The organism is Kocuria sp. U4B (assembly GCF_054875615.1).
Window position 1 is genome coordinate 1,279,165 of the sequence record NZ_CM142180.1, and the last position, 13,846, is coordinate 1,293,010.

Annotated in this window: 13 protein-coding genes and 1 tRNA gene; 2 read left to right on the plus strand and 12 right to left on the minus strand. The window is 70.2% G+C overall.

All coding sequences use genetic code 11. The annotated features are described in order from the left end of the window. Positions 1 to 412 precede the first annotated feature (412 nt). From ACYSMR_RS06045 to ACYSMR_RS06055, 3 genes are all read right to left on the minus strand, one after another. Positions 413 to 1,237, minus strand: a complete 825-nt coding sequence (locus ACYSMR_RS06045; protein WP_461747659.1) for an HTTM domain-containing protein — start codon at positions 1,235 to 1,237, stop codon at positions 413 to 415. A gap of 428 nt (positions 1,238 to 1,665) precedes the next feature. Then, a complete protein-coding gene (locus ACYSMR_RS06050) occupies positions 1,666 to 2,355 on the minus strand; it encodes an HAD family hydrolase (RefSeq protein WP_461747660.1) in 690 nt (229 codons plus the stop codon). Between the two features lie 112 nt (positions 2,356 to 2,467). Then, positions 2,468 to 4,057 carry a M28 family peptidase gene (locus tag ACYSMR_RS06055; protein ID WP_461747661.1) on the minus strand — a complete coding sequence of 530 codons (1,590 nt, stop codon included), beginning with the start codon at positions 4,055 to 4,057 and terminating at the stop codon, positions 2,468 to 2,470. A gap of 256 nt (positions 4,058 to 4,313) precedes the next feature. Between ACYSMR_RS06055 and ACYSMR_RS06060 the strand changes: the two genes are divergently transcribed. Next, positions 4,314 to 4,390, plus strand: a tRNA-Pro gene (locus tag ACYSMR_RS06060). A gap of 91 nt (positions 4,391 to 4,481) precedes the next feature. On the opposite strand, the gene ACYSMR_RS06065 is transcribed toward ACYSMR_RS06060, so the two are convergent. Then, positions 4,482 to 4,685, minus strand: coding sequence for a hypothetical protein (locus tag ACYSMR_RS06065; protein ID WP_461747662.1), 204 nt, complete (start codon positions 4,683 to 4,685; stop codon positions 4,482 to 4,484). Between the two features lie 290 nt (positions 4,686 to 4,975). Between ACYSMR_RS06065 and ACYSMR_RS06070 the strand changes: the two genes are divergently transcribed. Further along, positions 4,976 to 5,209, plus strand: coding sequence for a hypothetical protein (locus ACYSMR_RS06070; protein ID WP_461747663.1), 234 nt, complete (start codon positions 4,976 to 4,978; stop codon positions 5,207 to 5,209). Positions 5,210 to 5,319: 110 nt separating this feature from the next. Here ACYSMR_RS06070 and ACYSMR_RS06075 read toward each other — a convergent pair whose 3' ends face one another. The 8 genes from ACYSMR_RS06075 to cpaB all read right to left on the minus strand — a co-directional run bounded on the left by ACYSMR_RS06075 (position 5,320) and on the right by cpaB (position 13,791). Beyond that, positions 5,320 to 6,009: a hypothetical protein gene (locus ACYSMR_RS06075; protein WP_461747664.1), complete on the minus strand. Its 690-nt coding sequence runs from the start codon at positions 6,007 to 6,009 to the stop codon at positions 5,320 to 5,322. Positions 6,010 to 6,041: 32 nt separating this feature from the next. Then, positions 6,042 to 7,532 carry a hypothetical protein gene (locus ACYSMR_RS06080; protein WP_461747665.1) on the minus strand — a complete coding sequence of 497 codons (1,491 nt, stop codon included), beginning with the start codon at positions 7,530 to 7,532 and terminating at the stop codon, positions 6,042 to 6,044. A 152-nt stretch (positions 7,533 to 7,684) separates the two neighbouring features. Continuing rightward, a complete protein-coding gene (locus ACYSMR_RS06085; protein WP_461747666.1) occupies positions 7,685 to 8,437 on the minus strand; it encodes a class F sortase in 753 nt (250 codons plus the stop codon). Positions 8,438 to 8,442: 5 nt separating this feature from the next. After that, positions 8,443 to 9,312: a type II secretion system F family protein gene (locus ACYSMR_RS06090; protein WP_461747667.1), complete on the minus strand. Its 870-nt coding sequence runs from the start codon at positions 9,310 to 9,312 to the stop codon at positions 8,443 to 8,445. Positions 9,313 to 9,342: 30 nt separating this feature from the next. Beyond that, positions 9,343 to 10,290 carry a type II secretion system F family protein gene (locus ACYSMR_RS06095; protein WP_461747668.1) on the minus strand — a complete coding sequence of 316 codons (948 nt, stop codon included), beginning with the start codon at positions 10,288 to 10,290 and terminating at the stop codon, positions 9,343 to 9,345. Further along, positions 10,290 to 11,822 (minus strand): CpaF family protein, encoded by a 1,533-nt coding sequence (locus tag ACYSMR_RS06100; protein ID WP_461747669.1) that lies wholly within the window; start codon positions 11,820 to 11,822, stop codon positions 10,290 to 10,292. Before ACYSMR_RS06100 ends, ACYSMR_RS06095 begins: the two co-directional genes overlap by 1 nt. Further along, positions 11,819 to 13,048 (minus strand): AAA family ATPase, encoded by a 1,230-nt coding sequence (locus ACYSMR_RS06105; protein WP_461747670.1) that lies wholly within the window; start codon positions 13,046 to 13,048, stop codon positions 11,819 to 11,821. The genes ACYSMR_RS06100 and ACYSMR_RS06105 overlap by 4 nt, the downstream gene beginning before the upstream one ends. Then, a complete protein-coding gene (gene cpaB / locus ACYSMR_RS06110; protein ID WP_461747671.1) occupies positions 13,045 to 13,791 on the minus strand; it encodes a Flp pilus assembly protein CpaB in 747 nt (248 codons plus the stop codon). The genes ACYSMR_RS06105 and cpaB overlap by 4 nt, the downstream gene beginning before the upstream one ends. Positions 13,792 to 13,846: the final 55 nt, after the last annotated feature.

Sequence of the window (13,846 nt, forward strand, 5' to 3'; positions counted from 1 at the left end):
ACGGCAGCTCAGGACGACTTCCGTGTGGCGGGGCTGCACCTCGAGACGCATTCCGGGACCCACATGGATGCCCCTCGCACACAGTCGAGGATGGCGCCGGCATCGACGACCTGGACCTCACCTCCCTGACGGGCCCGGCCCCAGATGTGGCGTTCCCGGGCCGGGCGCCCCGCGGACTCATCGGCTGGCCGGATGTGGCCGGTCAGTTGGAGGACCTGACCCCCAGCACAGTCACGCTCTTCCACACCGACTGGGCCCAGCGCTTCGGGACCGCCACTTTCTCGAGCACCCCTCCCTGGACCCCGAGATCGCGGACAATCTCATGGCCGCAGGGGTCACCGTGATCGGGGTCGACATCCTCAGTCCCGCCCCGGCGCCAGCCGCGGACGCCGGCTCACCTCGCCTGCAATGATCAGGGCGACGCCCTGACTTCTGGCGGTTGAGCATCCTGGGATCCCACCGATTCAGGAGAGTTCCCTTCGTCGACGCCCATGTCGGGGCGCGACAGGAAGAGCCAGTAAAGCGACAGACAGGTCACCGCGAACGCCAACAGCGGAACAGTCTCGTCTCGCATCATCATCACGATGGATGTGTGGAGCAGCACACCGACCACCGCGGCACGTCGACGCATGACGGGGCTCCACAGACCGATGGCCAAGTAGAGTTCCACAGCCACCGTGGCGACCGCCATGAGCGTGAATATCCACCACGGCAACGGCACCCATACCCACAGAGACAGCGGCACGCCCGACAAGAACAGGACGTTGACCTTGGTGACCGCGGCGAAGAAATAGCAGACCGAGAGCTGAGTCATCATCAGGAGCTGCGGCCACCAGGGCGCGGTGCCTCCTCGTCGGGAGACCGACCACGCTGCATCGGCGCGGGCGAAGACCAGGTACGCCACCAGCAGGGTCATGAGGAGACGGTGACTGCTGTACGTTTGCTGGTCCCACATCAGGACCCAGATGTTTAGCCCAGTCGCAAGAAGCGCCGCACCCGCTGTCCGCCAACCGATTCCTATGGCGACACCTGCAACCACAGCTGCCACAAGAAAAGCGGACACGGCGGGCACCGTCGGAGCCGGTAGTAGATCGTGGACGGGCAGACGTAGCTTCCCGCGTGCAATCTCGTGGAGAAGGCCGGCGCTCTCTACCGCATTGAGGACCGTAACCACGCCTAGTGCAATCCGCACCACGGCGACAGGGCGTGGATCGACTTGAATGTCCGTCAATCGCACCGAAGAACTCGCGTTCGCTCGGGCTGTTCGACCGTGGCCTGGACCGCGCCGGGAGTAAGTGCGCAGATCCGCTCGGGCAGTCCCTGCGTCCAGTCGAACTCCGGTCGTAGGGATCCAGCGATGACTGAGTCTAGATTCACTTCTATCGATTGGCCCTCTGCGTCGACGGACTCAACCTTGACCCCTCCTTGGGCCGAGTACATCTGGAACCCGAATCGAGTCGGTGGCTCGTCCAAAAGCGCGATCGCTGGCACCGCGACCTGTACCCCGATCACCGCGGCGACCACCCACCCCTTCGGTCCCGAAAAGGACAGGCTTCGAAGCTCACGCCTCATGCTCATAAGGGCCATTATCAACGAACAGGGATGTTTTTCTCTTTAGCAAACATCCCCGCATGTCCTCAACTCACTGGAGGGCGGGTCCCGAGGTCAGCCTTCGGCGAGGAGGCGGGCGAGCGGGCTGTTACCGAAGTCCTCGAGCAGGTCTTGCGGGTCGGCGTAGACGGCGACCGCCCCGGCCTCGCGCAGCTCCGCGTCGCTGATCCCGCCGCTGCCCAGGCACACGGTGTCCAGGCCGAGCTTGCGCGCGGACACGACGTCCCAGCGGGCGTCCCCGACCACGATCGCGTTCTCCGGGCGCAGGTCCCCGGCCTCGAGCGCCGCGGCGAAGATGTCCGGGGCGGGCTTGCTCTCGTCGGCGTCGGTGGCGGTCGTGACGGCCGTGAGGATCTCGTCGGAGCCCAGCACCTCGCGCATGGCCGCCACCTCGGTCGCGTTCGACGACGACGCGAGCACGACCACCAGCCCCTCGTCGGTGCAGCGGCGCAGCAGCTCGGCCGCGCCGCGGGTGGGCTTGAGCCCCGCCCAGTGCACGGAGAACAGGGTGCCGTGGGCCTTGCCGATGGCGTCGTCCTCGCTCCTGTCGCGGTCGGCCGGCAGCAGCTCGTCCACCAGCTGCTCGGTGCCCATCCCGATCAGCCGGTGGATCCGGTGCATCGGGACGTCGTAGCCCTTCTCGTTGAAGGCGTGCCACCAGGCGACGGTGTGCAGGTAGCTGGAGTCGATGAGGGTTCCGTCGACGTCGAAGAGGACGCCGCGGCGGGTTCCGGTCGCAGTCATGCGCCCCAGCATGGCACTGATAAGACTGCTGATCCATCAGGTCCTCGCCGACGACGCCCGCGGCGCCGAGCCCCGCGGTGGTGTGCCGGCCGGGGCTCGGCCCGGGAGCAGGTCAGGAGGCCGCGCGCTCGTCGGCCCAGGACTCTGCCCCCTGCCCCTGGTCCCGGGTGCCCGCGTCCCCGGTCGCGTCCTGGTCCGGCGCGGCGGCCCCGTCCTCGAGCTCCTGCACGGACGTGGCGAAGCGGAGCACGACGGCGGCGGCCGCGTCGGTCATCTCCTCCAGGCCCTGGGAGTTGACGTTGCTGACGTCGTCGCAGGGCAGGTGGTAGCAGAAGTCGTAGGCGATGCCGGCCCGCCCGCCGAACAGGGCCGCCTGCTCCACGGTCTTGATCCCCTCGGCGCCGGTGAACAGTCCCCCGGCGGGGACGCCCTCGGCGATGAACGGGCCGTAGTCGCTGCGGCCGCTGAACTCGGTCTCACCCGAGGCCAGGCCCACGGAGCCGAAGTGCTCGTGGAACGCGGCCTCGATGGCCGCGGACCCGGCCGGCGCGGTGACCGTGCCGCCCTCCGGGGTCGGGACGGGCGCGAAGGCGGAGTGGTCGCCGTCGTAGACGAAGCGGCCGTAGTTCGGGGAGCCGATCATGTCGAAGTTCAGGTACAGCGCGATGTCCTCCAGCGCCGAGGGTTCGCCGGCCTTGAGCCCGGTGACGTAGTGCGTGGAGCCGAGCAGCCCGGACTCCTCCGCGCCCCACCAGGCGAAGCGGACCCGGTTCGCGGTCTGCTCCCCGGCCAGGGCCTCGGCGATGGCGAGGATGCCCGCGGAGCCCGTGCCGTTGTCGTTGATCCCCGGTCCCTCCGGCACGCTGTCCAGGTGCGCCCCGACCATGACGGTGTTCTCCGGGCTGCCCGTGCCGGTCTCGGCGAGCACGTTGTACGTGGTGCGGGACTCGGAGACCGTCTGCGCCGCCACGGTCACCTCGCCGCCGCCCAGCAGCGCCGTGCCCGCCGCGTAGCTGAGGCCGACCACGGGGATCGACACCAGCCCGGGCTCACCGAGGGTGCCGGCGACGACGCCCTCCTCCTCCGGCAGGCCCGTGTTGAAGATCAGGACCGCACTGGCCCCGGCGGCCTGGGCGTTGGCGGCCTTCTGCGCGAAGGAGCAGGTGCCGCGCTGCAGGAGGGCGGTGCTGCCCGCGGTGAAGGCCGCGAAGTCCTCGGCCTCGCACCCGCTCGTGCCGGCCATCCGCTCGCCGGTGGTGTCCACGGCCTGCACGGGCGCGGTGACCGTGCCGGAGCCGGAGAAGACCATGACGGCCGCCTCCTCGGGCGAGAGCGTCCGGGGAGTGCCCCCGGCGCCGGGCACCGTGACCGTCGTCGGCACGGCCTCGGCGAAGTACGGGAAGTCGAAGGCCTGCACCTGCGGTGCGTAGCCGGCGGCCCGCAGCCGGCCGACCACGTAGTCGACGCTGGCCCGGTAGCCCGGGGTGCCCGAGGCGCGGGTGCCGGCGTTGGCGGTTGCGACCGCCTGGAGCACCTCGAGGTGGGCCGTCACCTGCTCCGCGGAGACCGCCTGGGTGATCGCGGTGCCGCTCGGCCTGGCCCCGCTCTCCGGGCCGGGCGCGGCGACGGCACCCGGGGCGGCGAGCGCCAGGGCGCCCGCCAGGGCCGTGACGGCGGCCCGCCGGCTGGTGTGGTGGGACATGGGTCCTCCCGGGGCAGGGGCCGATCGGGGGCTCGACCGTGAGCGGTCCACGAGCACCGGTTGATGCGGTGACACGCACAGAGTCCCACCTGACCAGGGGCGACGCAACGGTTCCGGCGGTTTTGGGAACGGGAACGGCCCCGCCGGGACGAGCGGAGCCGGAGGTGCGACACGGTGGCGGGGCGCCGATTTCGCACCCGTGCGGGCGGACCGCTATGATGGAGCAGTTGTTTCCGGCAGGACGCCGGATGCTTCACGGGATGTGGCGCAGCTTGGTAGCGCGCGTCGTTCGGGACGACGAGGTCGCAGGTTCAAATCCTGTCATCCCGACCAGTGTGATGTCTCAGGACATCGGCAAGGCCCGAACCCACATCCGTGGGTTCGGGACTTTTGTCATGCTCGGGCTTGGCAAGTCCGGGTGGGATCAATGGTGAGTTCGCGCAGCAGTCTTCGGCGCGGGGCGGGTCAGTCCGGCGCGGGTGCGGCAGCCGCTGATCGTGGTGTGGGAGATCTGGTAGCCGTGGTGGTGGTACAGGCGCCAGGCGATGGTCTCCGCGCCGGTGGAGGACGCGTCGGTGCCCTCGGCGCGGTAGCGGGCCAGGAGGGGACTGAACCAGCACACTGCCATCCCGCCCAGTGGTGAAAGGCCCCTGACCGAAGCGACCCAGACCTGTTGCGTGTCCGCTCCCCGCACGGCCGACGACGGGCGCGGCCTTCGAAGATACTGTTCCCCGCAAGAAGCGACAGTTCCCGCCCATAAAGTCACAAATGCATGAATTAGGCTTCCTATGACGGGCTCGACCGCCCGGCTGCAGGGGTGTTCGGGCAATCCACCGCTCCCCCGCCTGCCGTCGCGACGCCCGTGGCACGGGCGTCGCGAGGGCGCCGGGCACCAGATCGCTCCGGGGAGAGAACTTTATGGATTCCGACATCGACCGTGTCCTCGATGAGACCGGCAACGGCGTGCTGAGCGCCGCGCTGCAGCTGTTCACGGACTGGTCACTGTGGCTGGGCGTCGCCCTGATCGTGGCAGCTGTCGTCAGCTCCGCGCTGACGAAGAAGGTCCCGTGGACCCGCGAGGCCTCCGTATGGCTGTATTCGATGGCCGCCACGGCGTGCTTCGCCGTGCGTTGGGCGAACGGCTCGGCCTGAGCTGAGCGCAGAAGGGGCCGGGTCGCGCCGTACCGGATGCGGCGGGACCCGGCCCCTTGCCGTCCGTCTCGCCCCGGCCCACCCTTTCCGATGGGGTCGGGGGCGGCGGGCTACTTCGCCCGGACGGGAGCGAGGGACAGCGTCTCGTTCCCGCCCTGGACCTTCCGGTCGGCCAAGGCCCACCCGGAGGGCAGGAACTGCTCGGCCATATCTCCGGTGAGCGCCGCGTCTGCACCGGCCCGCACCAGCTCCTCCTCGAGGGCGCGGGTGAGCGCCTCCTCGGAGAAAGGACCGTCCGGACCGGCCAGCTCCGGGGCGGCAAGGTCCCCCAGCACGCAGAGCCCCTCGCAGGTGAGCTCGACCACCAGGCCCGCCTCGAGCCGGGTGGAGGTGGTCGTGGTGGTCGACGTCGTCGTCCGCTCGGTCATCCGTCCGGAGATCTCGCCCGCGGCCGGTGCGGCCGGGGCCTGCACCGGCGCCGCCACGGGAGCGGGAGCAGGGGCGGGAGCCGCCACGGCTGCCGCGGCCTGGGACGAGCCGGCGCCGCCCGTGGCGGGCGTCCCGGTCGCAGCGCTCCGGTCGCCGCTTCCCTCTGCGGAGCCGGAGGACGGGGCTTCTGAAGCCGGGGCGGCCCGTGAGGTGCGCTGCGGCTCCGGGGTCGCGGACGGAGTCGCCGTGCTCAGCGGCGGGAGCGGCTCGTAGGTGTGCGCGGACCGGGCCTCGGCGGCGGCGCCGCCGCAGCCGGTGAGCGCCGCAAGCGCAAGCGCGGCCAGGGCGAGGAGGCGGGTCTGCTGGGTCATCGGGATCTCCGGGAGCGAGTGGGTGGGGGCGGTCAGAAGGTCGGGTCGGAATCGGCGGGCCGTCGGCGGTGCAGCACCCAGGACCCGAGGCCAGCCCCCACGGCAAGCACGGCCAAGAGCACCGTGGTGGGCTCCTGCGGGGCGGCGGCGGGCTGCACGGCTCCTGTGCCGGTGTTCGCCGTGACGGCGTCGGCGTACAGGGAGTCGTAGCCCGCCCCGTACCCGTCCCCGGAAGCCGCGCTGCCGGAGACGGTCGTGGTGGTCTCCGTGACGGTCTCGGTGTGCATGCTCGTCGACTCCTCGAAGAGCACGAAGGCGTCCAGAGTCGCATCCACGCGCTGCACGGTCTCCGGGGCGACGACCACGACCGGCACGTGCTGCTCGGGCACGGTGTCGTCTCCGGCGGCGGGATCCGGCCGCAGCACTGCGTCCTCGGCAGGCCCCCGCTGGGGCTCATCGGCACCGTCAACGATGTCCCGGTCCTCGGCGGTGCCGCCGTTTCCGGCCGTCGAGTCGGCGCCGGGGGTCGACCCCGCCCCACCGTCGTCGGGCTCCTCCTGGTCCCCGGCGGGCGCGCCGGGATCCGGATCGGGAGTCTCCTGAATTGTGAAGGCGGCACTCGCGGACCAGTTCAGCTCGCTGTCCTGGCCGGCGATGAGCAGATCACGGTAGCGGTCGTCGGCGAGGACGGTGAGCTCGGTAGAGGGCGTCGTGACAGCCACGGTCGCAGTGAGCTCGCCCTCGGTGGTGCCGGCAGGCACGGCCAGATGGAGCACCTGCTGACGGTCGCCGCCGGTGAACGTCCGCTCGCGGGTCCCGTCGGCGAAGGTCACCGGCCCGGCGAGGGTCACGGTCGCGGTGTCGTAGATCTCCGGTAGCTGGACGAGCAGGCGGTCGGGACTGCCGTCGGGGGCTTTGGCCACGGAGATCGCGTAGCTCTCCTGCGCCACGAGCACGGGCACGTTGAGGCGGGCGTCCTTGATCATGACGTCCGCGCGGTCGAGGTGGGACCGCTCCAGGCCGGACAGCTCCGGATCAGGGACCTTGGCACTCGCCAGGGAGCGCACGGCCCAGTGGACGGCCAGCGCCTCGTGCGCGTCCGCGGTGGCCCCGTGGACGGAAAGGATGTACCCGGCGAGGGCGGCGTTGTCCGGTTCCCAGTAGACGGGGTCGTCGCCGACCTTCTCGCCGACGACCTGCGTCCATCCGCCGGCGGGGTCGTCGGCGGGCTGGGCCAGGGTGTAGTTCGCGTCGTCGAGGACGTCCTCCCCCACCGGGGCCAGGCGCTGGTCCTCGTGGATCCCGTAGGCGGTGTCGCCGTTGCTCAGCGTGACGGGGGTGAAGTAGTGCTCCGGCCCAGTGGTGGGCGTGCCCTCGGGGACCTGCACCGCGGTGCCGTTGATCCCCACGGGTGCGGCGGCGGCCGGCAGTGCTGTCAGCAGCGGGCCGGCGACCGCGGTGGTGCCGGCGAGCACCGCGGCGGCGAGCAGCCGCGGGCGTCGGGCGGACGGGGTGGAGGGCATGGCTGTCTCCTGGAGAGGGGGGATCGTGACGGATCGGCGAGGGAACCACCGTCGTTTACCAATGTAATTGCATGGGGTGCCGGCGTCCCGTGGAAGACGCCGCGCGGCGGGCGGTGTACCCGCAAGAGCGGACATTCTCACGTCGCGGACCGTCACGGGACGGGCGCCGTCTCGGGGTCGAGGGCGAAATCCACCACGAGGTTGTTGGTGTAGGACCACGTGGGCGAACCGTCGGGCCTGACGTAGTCGCCGGAGCAGGTGATCAGGGACAGCCCCGGCCCGCCGGTGAGCTCGAAGACGTCCTGCGGCAGAGCGGTGCGCGGGGTCGGCTCCCGCACGGTGACCACCGTGTAGGAGTGAACCGCACCCGAGCCGTCGGAGACCCACAGCCGCTGTCCCGGGTGCGCGGTGTGCAGCGTACCCAGAGCCGGGGCCTCGGCGGGGTGGTCGACGTGGCCGGCCAGCACGGCGTTGCCCTGGGCGGCGCCGATCGGGGCTGATTTCTCGTACCAGCCGATCGCCGCCCGGTCCGCGTGGGTCGGGACGACCATGGCCCCCGTGCCGTCCGTGCTGACGGGCTCGAGGGCCGCGTCCACCCCGATCGACGGGGAGCACACCCGCGCCCGGGTGAGCAGGTCGCCGCAGGTCTGCGGGCTGGTCACACCGGGACCGGGACCAGGGTCACCGGCCGCCCGGGCGTCGTCCGCGGTCAGCGAGGCGGCGGCGAGCGGGCCGGGTGCGCTCACCGAGGCAGGGCCCGGGTGCTGGACGTCCCCGCCGACGACGATGGGACCGCCCAGTTGCTGCTGCACGAGAAGGCCGGCCGCGGCGAGGGAGACGAGAGCGAGAAGGGCCGCGAGGACAGAACGCATCTTCGGCATCGTGGGATCGATGGTCTTCAGCATTCCCGTCACATCTTCAGGACGTTGAGCACGGTCGGCCCCAGCACGGTCAGGAAGAGCACCGGAAGGATGAACAGCATCAGGGGAATGAGGATCTTGGTCGGGATCTTCTGCGCCGCCTCCTCCGCCCGCTGACGACGCTTCACCCGCATCTCGTTCGCCTGCGTGCGCAGCACCGTGGAGATGGAAATGCCGTAGGCGTCGGCCTGGATCACCGCGCGGGTGAACTGCCGCAGGTCGGGCACGTCCGTGCGCTGCTCCAGCGCCAGGTAGGCGTCGCGGCGAGGAATGCCCACGCGCATCTCCTGCAGAGTGCGCACGAGTTCCTCCGCGAGCGGGCCCTTGCCGTTGTGCCCGGCACGGGCCATGGCCGACTCGAATCCGAGACCCGCTTCCACGGCGATCATCATCTGGTCGAGGGTGTCGGCGAGTTCCAACCCGATGGCCTTCTGCCGTTCGATGCCGCGGGAGTGGAGCAGCAGTTCCGGCAGGAAGTACCCCACGGGCACCATGATCACGGTGATGAGCAGGATCATGCCATTGCCGCTCGTGACCGCCAGGAGCAGGAGGCCCACGAGCAGGGCGGCGCCCAGGGCGTACACCTTGTAGGCCAGGAGCCGCGAAACCGGCCACTCCGCCGGACGGCCGGCCTTGGAGTAGAGGGTCTCGAGCCGCTCCTGCCCGCTGCTGGTCGTGAAGCGGCGCGCCCAGCCGAAGTCCGGGGCGTCGCGGGGCGTTCCGGCTTCGACGGTATCGAAGCCTGCACGCAGGTTCATGCGGACCAGCCGGTCCCCGCCCCAGCGCACGCCGACGGCGAGCCAGATGGCCAAGGCCGCGGCACCGGCGAGGAGCAGCAGGCCGAGGAAGAGGGGAGTCATGGGGGCCGTCCTTGGGGTCAGGGCAGGTGCTCAGAAGGTGATCTTGACGATCCGTGACATCCAGAAGCCGCCGATCGCGAACATCAGCAGCGCGACGACGATCATTGCGTAGCCGAAAAAGCCACTGGTGAGAAACTGGGAGATGTAGTCTGGGGAGATCAGGGTCAGGATCCCGGCGATCAGTACGGGCAGCGCCATGAGGATGTAGGCGGACATCTTGCCCTCCGCCGAGAGCGTCTTGACCTGCCGCCGGATCTGGTTGCGCTCGCGGATGGTCCCCGCCACGCGGTCGAGCACCTCGGCGAGATCACCGCCGACCTCGCGGTGGATGCCGATCGCCTGGGCGACCCAGGAGAAGTCCTCGGATCCCATGCGCTTGGCGGCCTGGTTCATGGAGTCGTCGAGGTCCATGCCGAGGCGGGTTTCGTTGACGATCCGCGTCAGCTCTTCTGAGGTCGGCGCTTCGGATTCCTTTGCCACCGCGTCAACAGCTCGCAGCAGCGAGTGGCCGGCCCGCAGGGAACCGGAGAACAGCTGGAGGGTGTTGTCGAGCTGATCGGCGAAGATCCGCTTGCGCCGGTTCGTGAGGACACCGATCACCAGCTTGGCCACGATCGGAGCCGCCAGGAAGAACAGCAACCCGAGCAGGAGGCCCCCGGCGAGCGTTCCCATGGCGGCTGCGACCACCGACCCAATGACCACCAGGACTAGGAAGTCGGCCGGCGAGAACTTGATCCCGGCGTGCTCGAGCGCCGCGCCGACCTTGCGAGTCCAACCCTTGCGCTCCAGGAACTCCGCGACCGCTTCAGTGGTCGCGCCCGAGAGCCGGGACAACTGAGATGTTTCCAACTCCCGAGGCCCGCGTGGGGGCCGGCGCCGGTCCATGGGCAGCCGCGGGGTGCGGGAGCGGAACACCACGAACAGCCCGAGCACCCCGGCGAGCACTAGCAGGCCGACGCCGACCAGCAGCGGAGCCATCAGCGCCGCCCCGGGTCGAAGACGGAGGGGTGGAGCTTGATGCCGTAGTCCTCGAACTTGTCCACGAAGCGTGGCCGTACTCCGGTGGAACGGGTCGTGCCGCGGAACCGGCCGGTGCGCGGGTCCACACCGGCGTCCCAGTCGAAGAGGAAGGCGTCCTGCAGCGTCACGGTCTCCCCCTCCATACCCTGGATCTCGGTGATGTGAGTGACGCGGCGAGTGCCGTCACGCAGGCGCGAGAGTTGGACGACCACGTGGATGGCCGAGGCGATCTGCTCGCGGATCGCCCGCTGCGGCAGGTCCATGCCGGCCATCATCACCAGGGTCTCCAGACGCGAGATGGTGTCTCTCGGGGAGTTGGCGTGGATGGTCGACAGCGACCCGTCGTGGCCGGTGTTCATGGCCTGGAGCATGTCCAATGCTTCCCCACCGCGGCACTCCCCCACCACGATCCGATCGGGACGCATGCGCAGCGAGTTCTTGAGTAGGTCGCGGATGGAGATCTCGCCCTTGCCCTCGATATTGGCGGGGCGGGACTCCAGCTGGACCACGTGCTCCTGTTGCAGTTGCAGCTCCACGGCGTCCTCGATCGTGACGATGCGCTCGCCGTGCGGAATGAACGACGACATCACGTTGAGCATCGTGGTCTTGCCCGTGCCGGTGCCGCCGGCGACGAGGATGTTGAGGTGCGCCTCGACGCACGCGCGCAGCAGCTCGGCCATCTGGGGAGACACCGACCCGAAGCGGATGAGGTCCTCGACCGTGAGCGGGTCCTTGGCGAACTTGCGGATCGTCAGGGACGACCCCTTCACGGCCAGCGGCGGGATGACGGCGTTGACGCGGGAGCCGTCGGGCAAGCGGGCGTCGACCAGGGGCGAGGACTCATCGATGCGCCGGCCCACCTGGGTGACGATCTTCTCGATGACGTGGCGCAGGTCCTGCTCGGAGGCGAAGGTCGACTCGGACAGGGTCACCTTGCCCTTCTGCTCGACGAAGATCTGGTCCGGTCCGTTGACCATGATCTCGGTGACCGAGTCGTCGTCGAGCAGCTCCTGCAGCGGGCCGTAGCCGAGCACGTCGTCGCTCACGGAGCGGATCAGACGGACCCGCTCCTCGGAGGACATCGGCACCTGCTCCTCGGCGACGATCCGTGTGAGCTCCTTGGTGGCGAAGTCCTTCAGCTGGACGTCGGAGAGACTCGAATCGGACTGTCGGGAACCGATACGGTCCAGCAGTTCCTGCTTGACTCGGTGCTTCAGCCCGGCCAGCGCATCGTACTTCCCGGACTGCATCCGCTGGGCCGGCTCGGCCGGGGCCTCCGGCGCCGGGGCGGAGAGCACGAGCGAACTGAGAACCGGCGCGTCGGCAGCAGCCGGAGGAAAGGTCTCGGCCGCCGAAGTGACCGACTCCGCCTCCAGCGGAGACGCGGAACGGTCCTGGTCTTCTGCTGCCTCGGCAGCAGGAACCGAAGCAGCGGGGGTCGGCGGGAGGGTTTCACCGCGGGCGGCAGCGAGGCGTTCAGCGAGCTTCACGAGCGGACCAGAGCCTTCCGGTGCAGGCCCCGCCGGGCGGCGGGGCGGTCGGGGGCGAAGGAGTCGACGAGAGCCTGCAAATGCCGGGCGGCCTTGTCCTTGGGTGCGTGCAGCAGCAGGGGCTCACCGCGGTTGGTGGCGTACGCGGCCATGCGGGAGCGCGGGACCACGTGGTCGACCGAGGCGCGGATCGTGGCCTCGATGTCCTGCACCGACAGCCCGGTATTGCGGTCGGCGGCGTTGACCACGACCTGCGCGCTGGGGGGCACGAGGTCGATCTCCCCCAGCAGATCCATCTGCTTGCGCAGCCCGCGCACCCCGGGAACGTCCATCCCGGTGAGGAAGACGACGTCGGTGGCCGCCTCCAGCGCGGCGAGCGCCTGCTCCCCCATACCTGGGGCGGTGTCCACGACGACGTACTGGAATTGACCCGAAAGCTGTTCGAGCAGGTGTGCCACTTGGGACCCGCCCACCAGTTCGCCCTCGGCCGGATTGGCCGGGGTGCACAGGGCGTAGATCGAAGCCGGGTGGACGGTGAGGAAGGTCTTGAGCACCAGGGCGTCGTCGACGGACGGGCCACTCACGGCCTCGGTCAGCGAGTGCTCGGGGGCCAGTCGCAACGCGGCGGCGACGTCGCCGAACTGGACGTCGAGATCGACGATCACCGTGCTCATGGGCGCGATCCGCCCCAGCCCCACGGCCAGGTTGGTGGCCACCGTGGTCTTGCCGACCCCGCCCTTGGGTGAGGTAACGACGATGGTGCGCGAGTCGTCGCGGCGGGCCGACGGCACAGCGTGCAGGCTCCCTGTCGTGGGACCACCGGATGGCAGGACGCGGCGGCGGGACTCTGCGGCGTCCAGGACGCGGGACAGGGTGCCGAGGATGCCATCGGGGTCGGCGTCGAGGTCGAGGACATCGCGGAAGCCGGCGCGCATCGCGGCCACGGCCAGGGACATGTCCCCCGGCACCACCAGGACGAGGGCGACCTCGGGGCGCTGGATGTCGAAGACGCCGCTCAGGCGCATGGCTTCGTAGAGATCCACGCCGGGACCGAGGACGACCACGGAAGGGAGCTCGCCGATGGAGCGGCCGAGCAGCTCGTCCGGGGTGGAGGGCAGCGAGGTGCCGAGCACGGTCTGCACCTCGCCGGGCAGCCGGCCCTGGACGGCCTGGCGGAAGCGGGCGTCATAGGCATGATCGCCGGTAATCAGCAGCAGGCGGCTCATGAGAAGTCCTCCCGCGTGGCGCCGTTGGCGTTCTCCTCGGCGTCCTCGGGTTCGAGGGAGAGCCAGATCCGGCCGAACTCGGAGGCGTAGACGATCTTCTCGGCCGTGTCCGCGTTGACGGCGAAGGTGACGAGCATCGAACCCTCCGGCACGGCTGGGGATTCGGAGCCGGTGGGCGCCGCACCGCTCTCGTCCGCCGCAGGCGCGACCGTCGACGGTGCGCCCTGCACCGAGGTGACGAGGATCTTGTCCAGGTCCTTCGCGGTCCGGGACTGGCGGTTGTCGTCCCCTTCGAAGGAGACGAAGAAACCGACGCGGTCACCAGCCGCGAGCTGGCCGCCGACCACGCGCGGCGCGTCCAGCTGGATGGTCACCTCCTGCAGCCCGTCCGGGACCGGCACGGTCCCCGGAGCCTCGAGGACCTCGGGCTCGACCAGGCGCGAGTCGAGCAGCTGCTCCCCCGGCTGGAGGTCGGCGCCGGCGACCTTGCCGCTCTGACCGTCGAGGGAGGACAGTGCGCCGTCCGGCACGACGGCGGCGGGCACCGTGTGCAGGGCCACGGACTCGGCGAACTCCTTGACCGGGGTCCCCTCGGGAATCGGCGCGGTGACGAGGTAGACCTCGCGCGGTTCCTGGTCGTTCAGGGCGCGGGCGTCGGCGGCACCGACGTAGGTGGTGACGAGGACCAATCCGGCGATGGCCAGGACCGCCATCACGAAGCCGGCGAGAATACGGATCTTCACGGGAGTGTCATCCTCAAGAGTGAGTAGTGCACGAGGGCTGAAAGGAGAGGGCGCG